We start from the raw sequence: 19574 nt of genomic DNA on the forward strand, positions 1-19574 counted from the left end.
AGCGCGCGCCGACTACACCCTTCAGGCCGCGATCGCCGCCTGATCCACAAAGAGATCGTCTACGAAACTTGACACAGCCCAGACACCCCCGATGACTCCCCGGCCACGGCGCGCAGGATCATTCCTGGCCGGGCCGGTCCTAGCCGCTGACCGGCCCCTAGCCTCGCGCCGGGAGCAGCCCGGCTACCGGAAGCGCAGTGCTCTAGCGGTCCCGTACGGGGCGGCGTATCGTGGGAGTGCAGGAAAGAACACAGTACCGGCCTAGCCAACGATGATCTGGGCGGATGGCCTCTCGCCGATCGAGAGAAAGCACACACATTGGGCCTGCAGGCAAGTGCCACCTGCCCGAACCGTGTCACGACTGTGAGGCCACCATCATGTTCTCCGCACTCTGGAATCTGAGCATCCGCACCCGGAGCCTGCTCGACCGCTACGCCCCTACGAACCGGCTTCTGCGCCGGCTCATCACCCGCGAGCCCGCCCGCTGGCCGAGCTTCGCTCTCTGCTGGGGTGCCGTCTTCCTCATCGCGGCGATCGTCATCGCCGTCCTCGTCTACCTGGGGCTGCCGGAGATCTGGTACCTGCTGTTCTTCCTGCTCCTCTACGACGGCGCCAAGTTCATCGCCTACGCATTGCGCGGCTACGCCGCCCGCCGCCGGCAACGCCGCACCCGCAAGCGAACGGCGACTGGGAGCGATCGTGGTCAGGTGTGAGCATCGCCGATCGCGTTAGGGCTGATCCTCATGATTGCTGTCGCCTCCGATGGTGTGCACGGCGTCGATGATCGTGGCCTCTGAGAGGCGCTCACCTGTGTCGTGGGTGTCGTAGAGGGCTTCGATCGTGGTGAGCGTGCGGATCATCTGCTCCGGGGGCCATCCCTGGCCCATCCCGAGCACCATGCGGATCGCCTCCGCCCGCGTCACCCACCCCTCCGGCACACCCATCCCGCTGGGCTCGAACGGCGAATGCTGCTCACGCGGCAAACTCCCGAGCCCGTCCAGCTCCGCCCCGGCGGGCTCGGGCGGGAGGGTGCCGGCGAGGAGGTACTCCCATTCCTCGGGCAGGACCTCCCGGCGCAGGCCGGGAGCGGCGCGGGAGGTGTCGAGGACGTACTCGTGCTCGTCACGGCTGGCATGGAAGGAGGCCAGCACCATCTGACGGGGTGCGTCCATCTCGAAGATCCGATGCGGGCGCCGTGCGATTGCACCCAGGCGGATGGCGAACCAGTGCGCCCGCTCGAAGCTCGTCGTCCACGACATCCCCTCCTCATGCCCGGCCGCTGCCGCCCGGTACACCTGCAGCGTCTCCGGCAGCGCCTGCAAAGGACGCAGCTCGGTCTCGTCCAGGTACATGCCCGACTCCAGCGCCTCCTCAAACAGCATCACCCACAGCTCGCGGGTAGCTGCCAGGCCCGGCCACTCGGTGCCCGTCCAGGTGTCCTCCAACGCGATCCGCAGCTCACCCGGCTCCGAGAGCACACCCGTCCCGACCGCGTGCACCAGCAGCGCGGGCTTGTCCGCACGCCCTGTCCGGGCCGACAGCTCCGCCACGCCCTCGGCTCCCCGCCCTCCGGCAGGTCGCGGCCGGGCATGCCCGCGCGGGGCCGCTCTCGCGATCCTGACTCCCTGTCGAACATCTCCATACCTCCCCAGTCTCACCACTCCCACCGTTCTCAAGCCAGGCCCGATGATCGAATCAGCCATTCAACGGCGAATCGCTGCCCGAGATGCTCATGTACTCATCGCCACGGATCGACCCATCGGCACGGGGCGAAGCTGCTGCTCTCGACACTCCATAGGTCGGGGCTGAGACGAGTCACCGATACCCGCCCGGATTACGGTGACGAGATCGAGCTGACGGGATGCCTGACCACCTCCCGCCGCACAGGTGCGAGCCGTCGCTGGGCAGACCCGGCACCATCGACGCTGCTGCCAGCTGAGACGCACGCCTCGATCCTGGTTTCGTCTGCGTAGGGCGCCTCTCTCCTCAGCGTTGACAGACGGAGTCGATGTGTAGGCAGATAGACGCTCGCCCGGTAGCTGCCGAGATACCTACGTTCCCACGCGCGGGCACCTTCCCGGGGCGGCGGCTGCTCAGCCGGTACGATGGGAGGTGAGAGCGGAGGAGGTGCGTCATGGCTGGGCTCGGGGAACACATCACCGCGATGGTGCGTAGTCACGCCTCCGGCGATGACTCAGCGTTCTACTCATTGGCGCTGCAGGTCGCCGCCCGTGAAGCCAAGCGCGGGCATCATGTGCTCGCCAGCGACATCAAGAAAGCAGTCGACTCCTCTCGTGACCGGGCGCCCTTGGGGACGGTCACCCCGATGTCGCAGCCACGAGGCGAACTCGCCGAGCTGGTCGAGGAGACCCACCCCGCCGTCCGTCTCCGTGAGCTCGTCGCCCCCGCGGGGCTGGTCGCGCAGATCAAACAGGTGCTCGCCGAGCAACGACAGCGCAAAAACCTGCTCGACCACGGCTTCGCCCCGGCACACCGGCTGCTCCTCGAGGGGCCTCCGGGAACGGGAAAGACGATGACCGCGGCCGTGCTTGCGACCGAACTGTCTTTACCGATGTACACGATCCGGCTCGACAGCCTGCTGAGCAAGTTCATGGGCGAGACCGCCAGCAAGCTCCGGCTGGTCTTCGACGCCGTCGCGCGTACCCGGGCCATCTACCTCTTCGACGAGTTCGACGCGCTCGGCGCCGACCGTGCAGGCAACGATGTCGGTGAGGCACGACGCATCCTCAATTCCTTCCTCGTCTTCCTCGAAGAAGCCAGCCCCGAGTCGCTCGTGCTCGCCGCCACCAATCACCGCACGATCCTCGACAAAGCACTCTTCCGCCGCTTCGACGCGGTGCTGACCTACACGCTGCCCGATGCGCGCCAGGCGGTCTCGGTCATCCGGGCACGGCTGGGATCTCTCGCCAGCGGCACCAGCCTCGCCAAGCTCGGCGAGTACACCGCCGACCTCAGCCACGCAGAGCTCGTCAAGGCCGCCGAGTCCGCTGCCAAGAGCGTCCTCATGCGAGGCGAAGCTCATGTGGGACGCGACGACCTGGTCACCGCGTTGAATGCTCGCAGAACGGCCAGCCTTGGCTGAGCCCGGCCGTGATCTCGACCACCTCTATGTCCACGGGCATGCCCAGACGCAAGGCTTCCGTCCTCCGCAAGGAGGATCGTCCAAACGACGCAAGGTCGACCGTCACGGCCACGGCCAGGGGCTGAAGAACGCCGCCGAGAGCGCGTTCGAGGACTCCGACGAGGAACGCAGCGAGCATGACCTGAGCGATGACGAGCTCCGGGCAACAGGCACAGTCATCGTCCTCGAAGGCGAAAGCGCCGCCTACCCGCTGAAGCTCGACTCCCTCAGCAGCTACACCCGTGGTCGTCCCCATCAGCCGAAATGGTTGCTGTTCTCCGTCCGGGAAGCAACAGAGGACCGTCCCGAGCGTGCCACCGTGTGGGTTGCGGATGACCATCGGCAGGAGTTCCTGCAGCTCTTCCAGGACTACCTCGACGAGGACACACCCAAGGGCAGCCCGAAGTACCAGGATCTGGTCGCGAACATCGCCCGCATCCGGCGCGCCGTCCTTGCCGATCTGTGGACCTCTGACGGGGCACCACCGCAGCACGGCACCCACTGGTGGGAGCTGTGGCTGGATGCGGGCAGTGAGCACCTGGCCACGTTCGACGGTTTCGTCACCGCCAACCGCCTACGCGCAGCTACCCGCTCCCTGCAGCTGCGTGACCGCGTGATCGTCTGGGTTCAAGCGAGCTGGTCGCAGCTGGAAATCCTGCCCTTCACCGCGGTACCGCTCACCGAGATCCGCAGACCGGAGTTCATCGACACCGTCGAAGACCTCGACGTCGGCGAGCAGCAGGACTACGTCACGGATCTTGCCGATCGCATCGTTCCCGCGCCCGCTGACGCCCCGGCCGTCTGTCACCTCGACACCGGGGTGCTGCGCACCCACGTCCTCCTGCGCGACTCCCTGGCCGAAGACGATCACCACACGGTCATCGGTGTCTCCGGCACTGACGTCCACCGTCACGGCCACGGCACCTCGATGGCCGGCCTCGCGCTCTACGGCGATCTGGAACCCCACCTGGTCGGCAGCCATCCAATCGTGCTGCGCCACCGCCTCGAGTCCGTGCGTATGACGCCCGGTATCGGCGAAGAACGGCTGGATCCCATCGACTACGGCAGCGCCACGGTACAGGCGGCCGCGCTGCCCGAGATCGCCAACGGCAGGCCCCGCGTCTACTGCCTCACGTTGAGCTACCCGCCGGAGCACACTGGCCAGCCCACGCTGTGGTCCGCCGCCGTCGACGCCCTTGCCGTGGGCACCGACAGCACCCACGATGGCGACCAGTTCCAGCTGATCGGTGAGCCCGATCCCGATAGCGCCCGCCTCATCGTCGTCGCCGCGGGCAACGTCTCGCCCTACCTGGACGATCACCGCCTCAACTCCGAGACCTCACCGATCGAGGACCCCGGGCAAGCATGGAACGCCCTCACCGTCGGCGCCTACACCGACCTCGCGGACACTCCGCAACATCCGCAATACGCAGGCTGGTCTCCACTCGCCGAGCCGGGTGAGCTGTCCCCGCACAGCCGCACCTCCCTGCTGTTCGACCAGCGACGGTGGCCGATCAAGCCCGACATCTGCATGGAAGGCGGCAACGTCCTCTCCAACGGAGCCGGGGACTTCAACGAGCGACACTCGCTGCTGTCGTTGCGCTCCACCGGCAACACCAGCGATACCGCCCTCACCTCCGCGAACGCCACCAGCGCGGCTACCGCCCAAGCCTCCCGACTCGCCACGCTCGCGATGGGCCGATACCCCGACTACTGGCCCGAGACCATCCGTGGCCTCCTCACGCATTCCGCCGAATGGACGCCGGCGATGGCGCGGCAGGTGAAGGCGAAGATCGGCAAGAACGAACGGCACCAGCTGCTGCGCCAGTACGGGTGGGGCGTGCCCACCGAGGACACGGTCCTCAACTCCTCCCGCCAGGCCGTCACGCTCATCTCGCAAGACCAGTTCGTGCCCTTCCACGGAACAAGCCGCGCCATGCGCCACTTCCGGCTCCACTCTCTGCCGTGGCCGGCAGAGGTCCTCGAAGAGCTCGGCAGCACCGATGTGCGGCTGCGGATGACACTCTCCTACTTCATCGAGCCCTCCGCGGCCAGACGCGGCTGGCGCAACCGATACGCGTACGCCTCCCACGGGCTGCGGTTCGATCTGCAAGGCCCACTGGAGAGCCAGACCGACTTCATCGCACGGATCAACCGCGAGGCGCAGGACGCCGAAGACGGATCAGCACCCGGCAAGAACTCCTCCGACCGGTGGCTGGTCGGAACACAGGCCCGAAATCTGGGCTCCCTGCACCAGGACGAGTGGCACGGCACCGGAGCCGAGCTCGCCCGGTGCAACAGCGTCGCGGTGTTCCCCGTCGGCGGCTGGTGGAAGTACAACACGCGCGCCGGACGCTCAGACCTTCCCGTCCGGTACGCACTCCTTCTCTCACTGCAGACCGCAGAGCAGAATGTCGACCTCTACACACCGATCGCGACACAGCTGCACGTGCCCATCGCGACCACTGTTCCAGCGACCTGAGCGACGCGCACTCCCAACCGGATCACATCACGTGACCGGTGATGATCCACGCCAGAGCAAGCGGAGGGGTCGAGACGACCAAGACGAGGACAGAAAGCCGTACGGTGCGCCCCCAGCTGTCCAGGGCCGACCGGACGGTCTTCCACCCGGCATCACCAAGCTTGGGACCCAGCACTCGTATCACCTTCCTCTCCTCGTTCATGACGGATCGTCTCTACTTCTTCTTCCGGGTCTTCTTCGGGTCCGGCGACATCCGGACCTTCGACGTCTTCTTCTTCGCACGCGCTTTCGTCTCCTGCTGCGCGGTCTTCTGCAACTTGCTTCGCGCGCTGTAGCTGAACGTCCCCGTTAGCGAGTAGTGCATCCGAGTAGTCATGCCCGTCGCCGAGAGCGGCGCCTCGATCGGCTCTTCCCGAACCATCAACAGCCCGAGATCCTGCAGCTGCTTCACGCCGTTCTGTACAGTACGAGCCTTCAGCCCGTACCAGTCATCCATCCGGTCGTAGGTGAACCAGCAGTCCTGCTTCCCATTCGTCTCACTCGCCACGACCAGGAAGACGGCCAACCCCGGCAGAGAAAGTTCGGCGAACACTCCCTTGTTCCAGAACTCGTCCGGAAGCGCGAAGTACGTGTGCCAACGATCATCACGCCCACCCGGGAAGCTATAAGGCTCGCCGGCGTCCTCTCGCCTGGGTGTCACACGCACGAGACGATCCACACGCTCGCGCTGCTCAATGAGCCCGAGATCCTCCAGCCGCTTCCAGCAGCGCGAGAGCGTCGTCTCCGACCAGGTCGGCCCGCCAGAAGCGGTCAGCGCACGTATCCATACACCTGCAGGAAGCGGCGTCCTGCGCTCCTGCAGCCACGGCCAGCAGGTCAGCACGAGCAGATAGAGCAGAAGCTCGCGATGGCGTCGCCCAGAGACCATCCGCGCGAGGGTGCTCGCCCGCGGCTTCCCCTGGTCTGGGAGCTGCACCAGGATGTGACGCAACTGCGCGTAGCCACGGCCCGAGAGCTTCGTCATATGCGCACGGGTGCTCTCAGGCGTCGCTCCGCCTGGCTTGTCGAGCGGCTCGGATGTTCTGTCGTTCATGCCTCCTACCAAACCACACTTCGCTACCGGGTCTATTTCCATAGCCGCGCAGCCACTTGCCGTTTGGTACTAGATCATGTTACGCCTCCTTGCGACACCCTGATGCGATGCCCAGATGTGAAGCCATGCGATACCCGTTACAAGGGCTGACCCCCACGCGAGCTGCCTCGGCTGTACGCCACTGAGCAGTTCACTCGTGACTTCAATCCGGAACCGTTTCGAACCCACCCACGGCGTGTCGTGTCTTCGCCCAGGGCAGCACGGCAGACCGAATCCTCTCCAAACTGTCAGCAAGGGGCACGTCTTGCCAGTCTGGACTGATGCAGACATACAGACCCTTCGTGACCCCAGAGCCTTCAGCGCCCCTGACGCAGCGCAGCGTCGAAGCGAGGTGCGAGCTTGGCTAGGCCCCGCACTCCGATCGGTACACACGGCCGCATCACTTGTCGTCGGCTCTCCAGCGGACGCTACGAGGCCCACACCCGGTACCGAGACTGGGACGGCAAGTGCCGCGAGGTTCAGTACACCGCTGACTCTGTTGCCGCGGCCGAGCGTCAGCTCAAACGCAAGCTGTCCGAGCGCCCGCTCTTCCAGCCCACGTTCACCGGGATGAGCGCCGACAGCAGCTTCGCCGACCTGGTCGACTACTGGCTCGAAGACATCGAGATTGAGGACCGGCTCTCACGCACCACCCGGCTCTTGTACGAGCGCAACATGCGCACCCTCGTGCTGCCGGCCTTCCAGAACCTGACCCTGCGAGAGATCGGCGTTGCCCGGTGCGACTACTTCATCAAGCAGCTCGCCAAGCAGAGCTACAACCGCGCCCGCCAAGCCCGCAACGTCATGCGCCTCGCACTGGCGCTGGCCGTCCGGCACGAACTCATCCCGCGCAACCCAATGGACAACGTCTCCCGACTGCGCCGCCCACCCCGCGAGGTCAACTCCTTCACACCGGAAGAGGTCCGACTCATCCGTGCTGCCGTTCGGCAATGGGAAGAACGAGAGATCACTGCAGGGCCGCGTCCCGACGGTCAGCTCGGCCAGATCGTCGAGATCATGCTCGGCACCTCCGCCCGCATCGGGGAGGTGCTGGCCATCCGGCTGTGCGACCTCGACCTCAAGTCCACGACCCCCACCGTACGGATCTGCGGAACCATCGTCACCCGCACCGGAGAGCCCACGCACCGGCAAGACCATCCGAAGACCGCCCGCTCCGTCCGGCGGATCGCGCTGCCCGCGTTCGCCGTGAAAGCGATCCGCGCCAGGATCCGAAAGGTCACACTGCGCGGGCAGGACACGTTGCTGTTCTCTACCCGCAGCGGAACCCCGCACACCACGAACAACATCCGCCGCAGGCTCCGCGACATCACGAGCAAGGCTGGACTGGACGAGGTCACGCCGCACCGTTTCCGTCGGGCGGTCGCGACTGCGATCAACGACGCTGCAGGCATCGACCTCGCAGCAGCACTCCTCGGCCATACCGACTCCCGGATCACCCAAATGCACTACGTGCCCCGAGAGGAGATCGTCGACCCCGCCACAGCGAACCATCTGGAGGCCGCGTTCGGCGCCGCCGGATAGAGAAGGTGTGGCTCGGCTGCTCATCGGTGGCCGAGCCACACCTTGACCATCAGGGAGACCTCTCACGGTTCCTCTGTGCATGATGACGAGAAGACTTCATGCGCCCCGCGAGAACCCCGCGTAAACTGAACAACAGCACGATCCCGCGGCCCTCGTCCCGTACGACGAGCCGGGACCAAACCGGGACCAGAAACATGGGTTGCACGCATTGCAGGCCTTGCTTGAGGCCCAGAAACCCGCAGAAATCCCGGAAAAATCGCCAAATATCCCCAAAGAGGTACCTGGGGGTCAGGGGGTCGCAGGTTCAAATCCTGTCAGCCCGACGTAAAAGCCCAGGTGAGAGTAGGTTTCTCGCCTGGGCTTCATCATGTCCGGGGGTCGTTCTCTGTGGTCCCCCTCTGGTCCCCCGGCGCTCTCGCCGGTGGTCGCCTGTGGACGAACTGATCGCCCAGAACCCGCGTCCTGTGGATATGGGGACCAAAAGGGGACCAGAACGCTTCCGGGAGCACTCCCGCGGGCGTCGGAGCGCATCACAGGCCCCTGGTCGCGGGGCTGCTGCGCCGGGCGTTCTTGCGTTGTCCGGCGGTGGAGAGGAAGGCGTTGGCCTGCTCGGCGGCGGAGGCGAGGTGGCGGTCGTCGGGGTGGAGATAGCCGCGCGTGGTCTCCATCGAGGCGTGCCCGAGGATGTCTTGCAGTACGTGCAGCGGGATGCCCGCGTCGGCCATCCAGGTTGCCCCGGTGTGGCGTAGGCCGTGCCGGGTGAGGTCGGGCAGTCCGAGCTTCGCGACGATGCCGTCCCAGTTGGTGGCGTCGCGGACGGTCGCGGTGGTGAGATAGCCGCCCTTCGGGCCGACCAGCAACGAGTCCTCGGGCTCCTTCCCGTCGGTGAGGCGTTCGAGCACTGGCCGGAGTGGTTCGAGGATCGGCACGCGGCGTTCTTTGCGGCTCTTGGTCGGTTTTGTAACCAGGCCGCCTTTGCCGGGGAAAACCTGCCGGCGGATCACGACGAGGTTCTTGCCGTAGTCCACGTCCCCGACCTGCAACCCGGAGACCTCCGAGGACCGTGCGGCGAGTAGCGCGGCGAGCATCACGAAGTCGCTGTAGGACTGATGCACCTTGCCGCACGCCCTGGCGAGGCGGTTGAGGGTCTTCATGTCCGGGATTGCGTGCGCCCGTGGGGAGGTGTGTTCGGCGGACTGGCCGCGGAAGGCGTTGCGGTTCAGGCTCCGCTTGGCGCGGTTCTTCGCAGGATTGATCTGGATCAGCCCGTCCCGCACGGCCTCATCGAGCACCCGCACGAGCGGGGCGATGGTGTTCTTGATGGTCGACGCGCCGTGACGCTGCTCCCACTCATCAATGGTGCGGTCGATGATCCCGGCGGTGATCTGGGTGACCGGCAGGTGCCCGAGCGCGGGCAGCACGCGCAGTTTCAGCCCGTACCCGTAGGTCTCGCCGGTGGAGGTCGGGTCCAGGCCCCGCGCCCACCGGTCGCCGATGGAGGTGACGAACTCCAGCAGCGTCATGGACACGTCCATGCCCTTGGTCGATGAGTTGCGGAGCTGGTCGAAGAACGCGTGCGCGGCCGCTTCGTCTCGCACGATTTCCGAGCGGATGACACGCCGCTTGGTGGTCGGGTCGGTCCACCGGGCTCGGGCGCGGATGCCGTAGGAGCGGCGCTCCATGTCTGTGGAGACCTTCACGCCGATCGGCGGGACCGGCTTGGGCTCGGCGGTCGGCTGCGGTTCAGCTCTGCGGGGCACGGTCGTGTTCCAGCTCGCTCAGCCAGCGGTCCACGGCGTCGAGCCGGTACCGGGCGATCCCGCCAAGCCGCAGGAACGGCGGCCCCGTGCCGGCCGAGCGCCACCGCGACAGGGTGGACTCCGAGACCTTCAAGTACGCGGCGACCTCACGGCTGTCCAGCAGGGGCGAGACGAGTGCCTCGGTCTTGTCGCTCACGACACTTCTCCGGTGTCCGGGTCGAGGTCGCGGTAGAACGTTTCCTCTGCCTCGCGGCGGGCCTGGACGTCGGCCATGACGAACTCCACGAACTCGGCGTCGCGGTCGGTGATCGGGATGTCCTCGATCGGGTCGCCGGGTTCCTCGCCGGGCCAGACAGTCTGCCGGGTGGGACGGTCGTGGTCGAGCCGGGTGCCGCAGGCGGCGACCCATTCGCGGAGCCGCTGGCGGGCGTCGGCGAAGTCGCGGTGCCAGCCGAGCGGTGCGCTGCCGTTCTGGTCCGGGTCGTAGGCGCAGAGCCAGTGAAGGTGCAGCGCGCTCAGCTCCCACAGCAGCTCCGGGTGCATGTGCCAGGCGGGCGGGATCACGGAGGCGGGGAGCCCGTAGGTGTGGCGTAGCCAGTCCACCCAGCGGTTGAGCTCCAACCACTCGGCCTCGGCGTCCTCGGCACTCAGCAGGTTCCAGTTGATCGGGTGCGGCGGCTCGGCGATCAGCGGCTCGTCGTAGCCGTCGTCGTCCATCTGGTCCACATCCGAGTCGGGAACATCGTTCGTCGTGGCGTCGCCACCGGGTTCGTCGGACATGCTGGGCTCCTGTCTGCTCTCCGGCGCCGGTTCGTGCCGGGCCGTTGTGGCGGGCAGGTGCTCCGTGCCGCGACCGGCGTTCAGGTGCCGGAACGACGGAGCAGGGCTTCGATCTCGGCACGGTCGGCGGCGAGCTGGCCGGCGTCGGGACGCTTGGGCCAGGGGTGCAGGTCGGTGACGATCGGGGCCGCGGAGCGCAGCAGCACGATCCCGGTCCCGAACGGGAGCCGGCGGATGCGGTCGGGCGGGAAGATCGGCACCCGGCGCACGGACCGCTGGTTGGAGCGGGTGCCGTGGTCGCCCAGCGTCACGGAGTCGGTGTATTCGTCGCGTTCGCCGACCAAGGCGCTCAGGTCTTGCAGGTCCCGGCTGTTGGAAGCCCCGCCGAGGATGACCTTGACGATCGAGGCGTCCCAGATCGCGTTCGCCTGGTGCTCGTTCCAATTGTCCCGCGCCTGCGCGAGCGATTGGAGCACCGGCATGGTCGTGATCCCCGACCCGCCGCCTTCGGCCATCAGCGTCGGCAGCGACGGCAACGGCGAGAGGTTGGCTATCTCATCCAAGGCCAGCAGCATCGGCGGATCGAGCCGGGCACCGGCCGACCGTGCGGCCAGGCGGCGGGCGGTCTCGATGAGGTCTTCCACGAGCGCGGCGACCAGCGCGGCGCTGGCTCCCGCACCGGACCCGGTTGCCAGCAGGAACAACGTGCCGCGGTCGCGGATGAACGCTTCGGGATCGAAGCCCTCACCGGGGCCGGGCGATACGGCGTCGAGCACGCGCGGGTCCGCGAGGGAGCCGAGAGCCAAGGAGACGCCCTGCCAGATCGAGTCGCGGGTGCGGGGGTCGGAGTCGATCATCGCTTCCAGAGACTCGGCCCACCCGGTCGCAGCCTGCGTGGAGCCGGTCAGGATCGCCACCGCGTCAGCGGCCGCGGTCGGATCGAGAGTCCACCTGAACAGCTCGGCGGGCGGCCGATGGTCGATCGCTGCCGCGTGCAGCAGGGCTTGGAGCGCGGCCCGTGTCTTGCCCTCCCAGAAGCCTCCGCCGTCGACGCCGCCTGCGGACAGGCCGGTGCCGGCGGCGAGCCCGGTGGCGCGGATCATCGCCGTCTGCGGCGACTCGCAGCCCCGGATCGGTGACCAGCGCAGACCGGCGGGCAGACCCTCGGCCAAGTGTTGCGGGTCGAAGATCGCGACGGGGCCGATCCTGCGACGGGCGCGCATGGTCGCGGTGAGGTTGTCCGGCCTGGTCGAGGTGACGACGACGGCGCCGGGCGCGTCGAGGATCGCCGGGATCACCAGATGCAGGCCCTTCCCGGAGCGGGGCGGCCCGATCACCATGATCGAGTCCTCGACCGACGCCCACACGCCGGTGCCCTTGGAGGTGCCGAGCCGGTAGCCCACGTCCGCCGGCTTCGGGTCAGCCAGGCCGGGGCGCAGGTTTCCCGCGCGGCGCAGCAGCGCCTTCTCAGACGCAGCGGCGGCGACTTCGTGCCGTGTGGCGATCCCGGCCATGCGGCGCGGGTCGGTCTCGATCCGGTGGGTGTGGCGGCGCAACCGCAGCCACGCCCATAGCCCGCCGGTCACGAGGCCGGCGAGCAGCAGCCCGGCGACGATCCAGTAGACGACCGGGTTCAGGCCGTCCGCGTCGAGCGCCGCGCCGGGATCACCAGGGTGGAACAGCACACCGACCCCGGAAGCGGGATCGCCGGCCGGCTGGGGCGTGCCGGTCAGGAACGCGGCCACCGATCCCGCGGCGCGCAGGATCAGCGCGACGCCGAACAGGACGACCAGCCCGATCATCGCGGCGTTGGTCAGCTCGTCCCCGAACGAGCCGGTCTGCCGGCCCTGCTCGTTCACGGCACTCGCCGGATGATCGTGGTGCCGGAGACCCGGCCGAACAGGATGACCTCGATGACCTCGTCGGTCCGGTCGGCGCCGTTCCCGGCTGGGTCGATGAGGGCGCGCGCGGTGCCGGAGTGGGCGGCGTCGGTGTGCCCGGTGACGACTGCGACCGCCACGTCCTCGCCCGGAACGAACCCCTTGCCCTCGACGGTGTGAAACACCGGCCCGGCCTGCGCCGCCGGTTCCGGTTCGGGCTCGGGGCGGGAACGCCGGCGGCGGGCGGCGACGATGTCGGTGAACGTCGTGCCGTCCGCTTCGCGGACCTCGACCCTCGCCGGTGTCGTCCGGTCGTTCGTGGCGCGGTCGATGATCTGCCCGAACGAGGAGCGCCGCCACGGCGGCGCGAAAGGGTCAGGGTCCAACCGTTTCCCGTCGACGGTGACGGTCACGGTGCCGTCCTCGCGCACATCGAGCACGACGAGCGGAATGGACACCGGGACGGGCTCAGGCTCGGGCTTCCTCATAGCGTCGAGGTGAGTCAACGCCGCCATGAGAGCATGCGTGGCGCTCCTGGGCGTCCGCGCGCACGTACGAGCCGTGCAGGTCGAACCTCTGCCGCGTACGGAGGAATGTCGGACGTCTCTGGCAGGCTCTTCGTATGAGTGATGAAACTTGGGACGGCCGCCGGGCGGTCAGTGCGAGTTCGGGTGATAACACGGTTTCGCGTGCGCGGCAACCGGATGGTTGACGCGCACACTGGGGAGACATCATTCCGTGTCCGCGACGACGGCAGAGTGGTGGATGCCAATTCCGGCGAGACACGGTTTCGCGTGCGCGATGACGGCCGTGTGGTCGATGTCAACACGGGTGAGACGGTCTACAGACTCAGAGGTTGAGTCACTTAGCCCTGGGCGTGAGGAAGGGCGTGAGGAACGAATCGGTGACAACTGATCGTTAGTGCCGGGAGGCGCTGGCGGGGAGGATGTCATCATGCCCGGTCCTTATCCGAAAGAGTTCCGCGAAGACGTCGTCGCGGTCGCTCGTCGCCGCGAGAGCGGCGTCACCATCAAACAGATCGCCACCGACTTCGGCATCAGCGAAGCAACGCTGCAGAACTGGCTCCGACAAGCCGATATCGAAGACGGCAACCGTCCCGGCCAGACCGCCGCCGATGCCGCCGAGGCGCGGGATCTGAAGAAGCGGATCCGGTTGCTTGAGCAGGAGAACGAGGTGCTTCGGCGTGCGGCGGCGTATCTGTCGCAGGCGAACCTGAAACTCGGTGGCTCCCCAAAATGACGTACCCGCTCGTTGCTGAGCTCGCCGCCGCGGGGATTCCCGTGACGGTGTCGTGCCGGGTCCTCAAGCTCGCCCGCCAGCCCTACTATCGCTGGCGAAACGATCCCGTGCGGAGCGCGGACGTCCTCCGCGCGTATCGGATCAACGCGCTGCACGACGCGCACCACGACGACCCGACGTTCGGGTATCGATATCTCGCTGACGAAGCGCGGCGAGCCGGGTGGCGGATGAGCAGGCGGACGGCGTGGAAGCTGTGCTCGCAGGCCGGGATTCTCTCGTCCGCGCAACGCCGACGGCGCGGGAAGGGCAAGAAGGCCGGCCCGCCCGTGTTCGACGATCACGTCAAACGGGTGTTCCGCGCTGACGCGCCGAACCGGCTCTGGCTCACGGACATTACGGAGCACCGGACGAGCGAAGGCAAACTCTACTGCTGCGCGATCAAGGACGTATTCTCCAACCGCATCGTGGGGTACTCGATCTCGGACCGGATGACCGCGAAGCTCGCCGTCGACGCCGTCCGCAACGCCGTCACTCGCCGCGGCGAGGTCGCTGGCTGCATCCTGCACGCCGACAGAGGCAGCCAGTTCCGCAGCAGAGCGATGGCCAGCGAACTGAACCGACACGACATGGTCGGATCGATGGGCCGCGTCGGCGCCGCCGGAGACAACGCCGCCATGGAGTCGTTCTGGTCACTGCTACAGACGAACGTGCTCAACCAGCAACGGTGGGCCACCCGGCAGGAGCTGCGACTCGCCATCGTCGTCTGGATCGAGCGGAAGTACCACCGTCAGCGCGCCCAGGACACCCTCGGCGGCTTGACGCCCATCGAATTCGAAGCCAAACTGACCGAGCCGCTCACACTCGCGGCCTAAACCGAAACTGTCACCAGTTCGTTCCTCACGCCCAAGGAACGGTTTTGGCAATCATACAGCGAAGCGTGTATGTTCATTGGGTGCTGACTATAACCGATCGATTGGACGTGATGAACCGGCTCGGCCGAGCAATGGCCGACCCGACACGTTCACGCATTCTCATGACCCTGCTTGACGGCCCGATCTATCCTGCGGCACTGGCCCGCGATCTGGATCTCAGTCCGTCCAACGTTTCTAACCACCTGACCTGCCTTCGCGACTGCGGCATCGTCGTGGCCGAACCTCAGGGCCGCCGAACGCGGTACGAGGTCGCAGACCCCCGTCTCACCCGTGCGCTTACCGCTCTGCTGGATACGACCTTGGCTGTGGATCACGAAGCGACCTGCATCGACCCTTCCTGCGCTGTTTCGGAATGCACGGCGGAGGTGCACATATGATCCTGCTCTCGATCCTGCAAGCGATCGGCCTGTTCCTTGCCACGAATATCGACGACATCATCGTGCTCTCACTGTTCTTCGCCCGGGGTGCAGGGCAGCGAGGCACGACGGTTCGGATCCTAGTTGGACAGTATCTGGGGTTCGCAGGTATTCTCGGCGCTGCCGTACTCGTAGCCCTCGGCGCCGGAGCGTTCCTGCCTCCTGAGGTCATCCCATACTTCGGCCTGATCCCCTTGGGATTGGGGCTATGGGCGGCCTGGCAGGCGTGGCGTCGGCGGCATGACGATGACGACGATGATGAGGGCAAGATTGAAGGCAGGAAGGTCGCTGTCTGGGCCGTGGCAGGAGTCACCTTCGCCAACGGCGGGGACAACATCGGTGTTTACGTTCCAGTTTTCCTCAGTGTGGGGCCTGCCGCCGTGGTCGCATACTGTGTTGTGTTCCTCGCTCTCGTTGCGGTCCTGGTGTTCGTGGCCAAATTCATCGCCACCAGACGTCGGATCGCGGAAATCCTGGAACGCTGGGAGCACATCCTGTTCCCAATCGTTCTCATCGGCCTGGGCATCTTCATCCTGATCAGCGGCGGGGCATTCGGGCTCTGACGCATGAAGAAGACAAAGCGAACTGGGGTCTCCAAAGCCAGGTTGCGCCTCGGTTTCAGGGGTTCGTGCTCATCCCCGCGAGACCTGGTCACGCGGGGATGAGCACGAACCCGTCTTCTGGTTGTGCCGGGAAACGCCGCAAGTCGACCCGAAAGTCCTGGCCTGGGACTGTGTACTCCGCAGCGGCCAACCGTCCCGCAGCGGAAGCGAGGAGGTCCACCGTCGCCGGTTCACCCGGGCAGCGGTGGCCGTCCTCGTAGAATCCACCGCCTGCGCGTTCCGAAATTGCCCAGATGGTCGAGTTGCAGAGATTCCTTCTGAAGTCAAGAACCGTTCCACCGTGGCACGCAGCGCAGTTGCGGCCAGACCAGGATCAGCGAAAAGCACGCGAGAAGCGCGCAGCACACCCTCTCTTACTTCGTCGGGTGCCTATCTCGGGATCGGCATTATCAGCATCGGCGGATGCAGGTGCGTCACAGTGTAGTACGAGGAATAGGCGATGCCTTGGTACTCGAAATCATCGCGGTTCGACCTGTGGGAGTAGTCCACGCGATAGTCGCCGTGCCGTGCACAGCCTGTCGACACTCGGGATTCTCGCACTGACCGCGGACGACAAACGTGCCGGAAATCCACTCTGGCTCGAACGCAGGGTGGTTGCGCGCGGAAGCTGAATCGTGTCCTTCATCCTCGGTGGGCGCTGAGAATCCGATGTATCCGGTCTGGCACTTGGGGCACGCAGGCCGCGGCCACGGCTGTCCGTCCTCAATCGGGCGAGCGAGCTCGGAAAGTGCGGGGTCCACAGCCATGCTTCCAGCGTAAGCGGGACGCTATGCGGACAGGCGTAGAATGGGAATCGATCGCGGGCGACGGCTCTAGCCTTTGCCGGTCATGCGGGCGGTGGTGTCGAACGCGGCGAGCTCGGCGGGGTGGAGTTGGTGCTGCACGACGAAGGCCCGGTCCTTGATCCGCCAGAGCCCTTGCCCGGTGCCGAGTCCGGGCAGCAGGCGGCGTTCGGTGCCGGTCAGCCCGAGCGCGACGGCGGTGGGGCCGAGCTGATCGGTCTCCTGCCGGTAGACGATCTTCGTCTCCGCGTTTGCCAGCAGGCTGTTCGCCAGCGCCCGGTTCGCCGATCCGGCATCGCCGACGTTCTCCAAGTCGGTGAGCTTGTGGAACACCAAGAGATTGGCCAGCCCGTAGTGCCGGGCGAGACGCCAGTGGGCGTCCATCCTGCGCAGGAGCGCCGGGTGGGACATGAGCCTCCATGCCTCGTCGTAGACGACCCATCTGCGGCCCCCGTTGGGGTCGAGCAGGGCGGCTTCCATCCATGCCGACGAGCAGGTCATCAGCACCGAAATCAACGTGCTGTTCTCGGTGACGCGCGAAAGATCGAGGCTGACCATCGGCAGCGACGGGTCGAACCTGACGGTGCTCGGCCCGTCGAACAGGCCGGCCAGGTCCCCGGCCACCAGGCGGCGCAGCGCGTGGCCGACCTGGCGGCCGTCCTCGGTGAGCCGGCCGTCCGGGTCGTCGGCAGGGTCGGGGCGCAGCAGCCGGTCGACCACCATCGGCAGGATCGGCACGTCCGCGTCGCGGACCGCGCCGGCCAGGGCGGTGTCGATCGCGGTGTGCTCCAACGGCGCCAACCGCCGATCCAGCACCGTCTCCGTCAAGGCTCCGAGCAGATCGCGGCGTCGCGCGGCGAGGGTGGTGGCCCACTCCTGGTCGGACAGGCCGCCGGGCCGGTAGCCCTCATCCAAGGGGTTGAGCCTGTTGCCCATCCCGTGCCCGAGGATGATCGCTTTCCCGCCGACTGCTTCGGCGACGCCGGAGTGCTCGCCTTTGGGGTCGCCGGGGACATAGACGCGGTACCCGAAGGGCAGACTGCGGGTGTAGAGGCTCTTGGCGAGCGACGATTTCCCGGACCCGACGATCCCCGCCAAGATCAGGTTCGGCGCGGTGATGATGCCCCTGCGGTACAACTCCCACGGGTCGTACACGAACGAGGAGCCGCTGTAGAGGTCTTGGCCGATGAAGATTCCCGCGGCTCCGAGCCCGGCTTCGGCCAGGAACGGGTACTGCCCGGCGAGCACGGCGCTGGTGTCCTGATGCCGGGCCACCCGGAAGTGGCCCGGTGTCCTCAGCGCGGCCGGGCCGGGCTCGCCGGCGGCGGGCAGGTAGACCGTGGCACGGCGTTCAGCCCGTTCGGCGGCGGCCTTGGCCTGGGCCGCTTCCTTCTCGACGTGACGCTGCTCGGCGACGAGGCGGGCGGCGGCTTGCCGCCGCTGCTTGCGCAGCCGGCGCCGCTCCGAGGCGGGAGTGACGAGGACAGCGGTGTGCAGCTTCTCGCCCCGGCTCACAACGACCGCCCCCGCGTCCCGGAGACCCAACCGCCGGCGGGACGGTCGAACCATGACGAGTCCGGCGCCGGGCGAGGCTGCTGTGGCATGTCCGGCTTGGGCTGCGGCGGGCCCTCGATGCCGAGCGGTGCCAGCGCGTCCGCGTTCTGGCGAGCGGCCTCCGCGACCCATCCGGGAAACAGGCACTCATGCTCGGGCCTGCTGCCGGGGTTGTCGATGGCGTACTGGCGGGCGTCGCCGGCCGCTGCCAGGAAGGCGGCGAGGTCGCGCATCGCGCGGTCCGGGGCGACCGGCGCTCCGGCGCCGGTGAACAGGTCCCGGCCGACGAGCGTCTGCCCGGTCGCGGTGTCCTCGATGCGGTAGGCATATCGCTGGTGCTCGCCCAGCGGCGAGTCCGGCCAGACGGTCAAGGTGAGCGTCCCGACGTGCCGGGACATCGAAGCGGTGGGGTCTGCGCTGTTCATGGCGGGCAGGTGCGCGCCGGCACGTCTCCGTGGTGGCTATGTCAGAGCGACAGCCCGCGGGCCTGCTTGACGGCGGCGACGCCGGGATGCTCGAACCAGCCCCCGTCACGGACGGCGCTACGCCGCCCGGCCGTCTCTCGCTCACGGCCTGTCGTCGGGCGGCGGGCCGGGACGTGCGCCCCTGCTTCTTTGTCGATGGCGTCCTCGGCACGGATCAGGTGCCGCCGGTACAGGGCGACGTGCCCGGCCATCGCGTTGTAGGTCATCGCGTAGTCGCCGGTCTCGGCCTGCCGGTCACCGGGATAGACCGGGGCGGTGTCGTGAACGTCGCCGTTCTCCAAGGCGGCGTTCGTGGTCTCCTCGCCGTAGTCCCACGCCGACAGATGCTCGATCCCCGCCTCGACCCCGTGGGCGTCGATGAGGTCGATCACCCGGTCGGTTTCCTCGCCTTGGAGGAACACGACGCCAACCCACCGCTCCACCATCCGGTCCTGCGGGTTCCACACGATCCGGCCCGAGTGGGTCATGGCCGCGCTCAGGCGGTCGTCGGCCTGGTCGATGAGCGTGCCGGCCTGGTGCAGCTCATCCGCTGCGGCCAGCGCCTCGGCCGCACCGCCGCTGTACTCGCGGGACTCGTCGGTGACGTGATGCTGCCGGCTCAGATGGGCGGCGGCGAGCTGGTCGAGCACCTGCCGCAGCGATCGCAGCCCGCCCAACAGCTCACCGATCACCACGTAGGTCTCGGACGGGTCCTCGAAGCTACGGCTGGCGTGAGCCAGACCGCGCAACGCCTCGTAGGCATCGCTGGCATCGCTGGTCGGGTTCGTGTATGTCGGCATCACGGGCCTCCTTCAACGAGGGTGG

Annotated in this window: 17 protein-coding genes; 7 read left to right on the top strand and 10 right to left on the bottom strand. The window is 67.3% G+C overall.

The window, feature by feature from the left end:
• Nucleotides 1-377 precede the first annotated feature (377 nt).
• Complete coding sequence (locus AAHA49_RS16020; protein ID WP_201671208.1) at nt 378-713, top strand: hypothetical protein; 336 nt, start codon at nt 378-380, stop codon at nt 711-713.
• A gap of 15 nt (nt 714-728) precedes the next feature.
• Here the strand turns inward: AAHA49_RS16020 and AAHA49_RS16025 are convergent, their stop codons facing one another.
• Nucleotides 729-1550, bottom strand: a complete 822-nt coding sequence (locus AAHA49_RS16025) for a hypothetical protein (RefSeq protein WP_201671210.1) — start codon at nt 1548-1550, stop codon at nt 729-731.
• A gap of 584 nt (nt 1551-2134) precedes the next feature.
• Between AAHA49_RS16025 and AAHA49_RS16030 the strand changes: the two genes are divergently transcribed.
• Both AAHA49_RS16030 and AAHA49_RS16035 read left to right on the top strand, forming a co-directional pair.
• On the top strand, nt 2135-3103 hold the full coding sequence (locus tag AAHA49_RS16030; RefSeq protein WP_201671212.1) for an AAA family ATPase: 969 nt from the start codon (nt 2135-2137) through the stop codon (nt 3101-3103).
• A complete protein-coding gene (locus tag AAHA49_RS16035; RefSeq protein ID WP_236586884.1) occupies nt 3096-5624 on the top strand; it encodes a S8 family peptidase in 2529 nt (842 codons plus the stop codon). The genes AAHA49_RS16030 and AAHA49_RS16035 overlap by 8 nt, the downstream gene beginning before the upstream one ends.
• A 214-nt stretch (nt 5625-5838) precedes the next feature.
• On the opposite strand, the gene AAHA49_RS16040 is transcribed toward AAHA49_RS16035, so the two are convergent.
• The gene (locus tag AAHA49_RS16040) at nt 5839-6717 is read right to left on the bottom strand and encodes a helix-turn-helix domain-containing protein (RefSeq protein WP_201671242.1); all 879 of its coding nucleotides are present in this window, start codon (nt 6715-6717) and stop codon (nt 5839-5841) included.
• Between the two features lie 399 nt (nt 6718-7116).
• Between AAHA49_RS16040 and AAHA49_RS16045 the strand changes: the two genes are divergently transcribed.
• Entirely contained in the window at nt 7117-8298 is a 1182-nt protein-coding gene (locus AAHA49_RS16045; protein ID WP_342038993.1) for a tyrosine-type recombinase/integrase, read from the top strand.
• Nucleotides 8299-8828: 530 nt separating this feature from the next.
• On the opposite strand, the gene AAHA49_RS16050 is transcribed toward AAHA49_RS16045, so the two are convergent.
• From AAHA49_RS16050 to AAHA49_RS16070, 5 genes are all read right to left on the bottom strand, one after another.
• Nucleotides 8829-9980: a tyrosine-type recombinase/integrase gene (locus AAHA49_RS16050; RefSeq protein ID WP_051016947.1), complete on the bottom strand. Its 1152-nt coding sequence runs from the start codon at nt 9978-9980 to the stop codon at nt 8829-8831.
• Nucleotides 9981-10041: 61 nt separating this feature from the next.
• Nucleotides 10042-10254, bottom strand: coding sequence for a helix-turn-helix transcriptional regulator (locus AAHA49_RS16055; RefSeq protein WP_026529681.1), 213 nt, complete (start codon nt 10252-10254; stop codon nt 10042-10044).
• On the bottom strand, nt 10251-10838 hold the full coding sequence (locus AAHA49_RS16060; protein WP_425286531.1) for a hypothetical protein: 588 nt from the start codon (nt 10836-10838) through the stop codon (nt 10251-10253). The genes AAHA49_RS16055 and AAHA49_RS16060 overlap by 4 nt, the downstream gene beginning before the upstream one ends.
• Nucleotides 10839-10918: 80 nt before the next feature.
• Nucleotides 10919-12640: a type IV secretory system conjugative DNA transfer family protein gene (locus tag AAHA49_RS16065; RefSeq protein ID WP_051498920.1), complete on the bottom strand. Its 1722-nt coding sequence runs from the start codon at nt 12638-12640 to the stop codon at nt 10919-10921.
• A 53-nt stretch (nt 12641-12693) separates the two neighbouring features.
• Nucleotides 12694-13206, bottom strand: coding sequence for a hypothetical protein (locus AAHA49_RS16070; RefSeq protein WP_026529678.1), 513 nt, complete (start codon nt 13204-13206; stop codon nt 12694-12696).
• 466 nt (nt 13207-13672) lie between these two features.
• Between AAHA49_RS16070 and AAHA49_RS16075 the strand changes: the two genes are divergently transcribed.
• From AAHA49_RS16075 to AAHA49_RS16085, 3 genes are all read left to right on the top strand, one after another.
• Nucleotides 13673-14850 (top strand): IS3 family transposase gene (locus tag AAHA49_RS16075; RefSeq protein ID WP_420805736.1). Its coding sequence is split into 2 segments (ribosomal slippage): nt 13673-13939 and nt 13942-14850, totalling 1176 coding nucleotides; the frame shifts between segments, so codons are not numbered across the junction.
• Nucleotides 14851-14930: 80 nt separating this feature from the next.
• Nucleotides 14931-15287, top strand: a complete 357-nt coding sequence (cmtR, locus tag AAHA49_RS16080) for a Cd(II)/Pb(II)-sensing metalloregulatory transcriptional regulator CmtR (RefSeq protein WP_026529675.1) — start codon at nt 14931-14933, stop codon at nt 15285-15287.
• Complete coding sequence (locus AAHA49_RS16085) at nt 15284-15889, top strand: cadmium resistance transporter (protein ID WP_026529674.1); 606 nt, start codon at nt 15284-15286, stop codon at nt 15887-15889. Before cmtR ends, AAHA49_RS16085 begins: the two co-directional genes overlap by 4 nt.
• An 872-nt stretch (nt 15890-16761) precedes the next feature.
• Here the strand turns inward: AAHA49_RS16085 and AAHA49_RS16090 are convergent.
• Genes AAHA49_RS16090 through AAHA49_RS16100 form a run of 3 tightly spaced genes read right to left on the bottom strand, consistent with a single transcriptional unit; the run spans nt 16762 to nt 19549 of the window.
• On the bottom strand, nt 16762-18246 hold the full coding sequence (locus AAHA49_RS16090; protein ID WP_035744512.1) for an ATP-binding protein: 1485 nt from the start codon (nt 18244-18246) through the stop codon (nt 16762-16764).
• Nucleotides 18243-18710 carry a hypothetical protein gene (locus tag AAHA49_RS16095; RefSeq protein WP_026529672.1) on the bottom strand — a complete coding sequence of 156 codons (468 nt, stop codon included), beginning with the start codon at nt 18708-18710 and terminating at the stop codon, nt 18243-18245. The genes AAHA49_RS16090 and AAHA49_RS16095 overlap by 4 nt, the downstream gene beginning before the upstream one ends.
• A 41-nt stretch (nt 18711-18751) precedes the next feature.
• On the bottom strand, nt 18752-19549 hold the full coding sequence (locus tag AAHA49_RS16100) for a hypothetical protein (protein WP_026529671.1): 798 nt from the start codon (nt 19547-19549) through the stop codon (nt 18752-18754).
• Nucleotides 19550-19574 lie beyond the last annotated feature (25 nt).

It is taken from the genome of Brevibacterium ammoniilyticum (assembly GCF_038429965.1).
GTDB classification, from domain to species: domain Bacteria; phylum Actinomycetota; class Actinomycetes; order Actinomycetales; family Brevibacteriaceae; genus Brevibacterium; species Brevibacterium ammoniilyticum.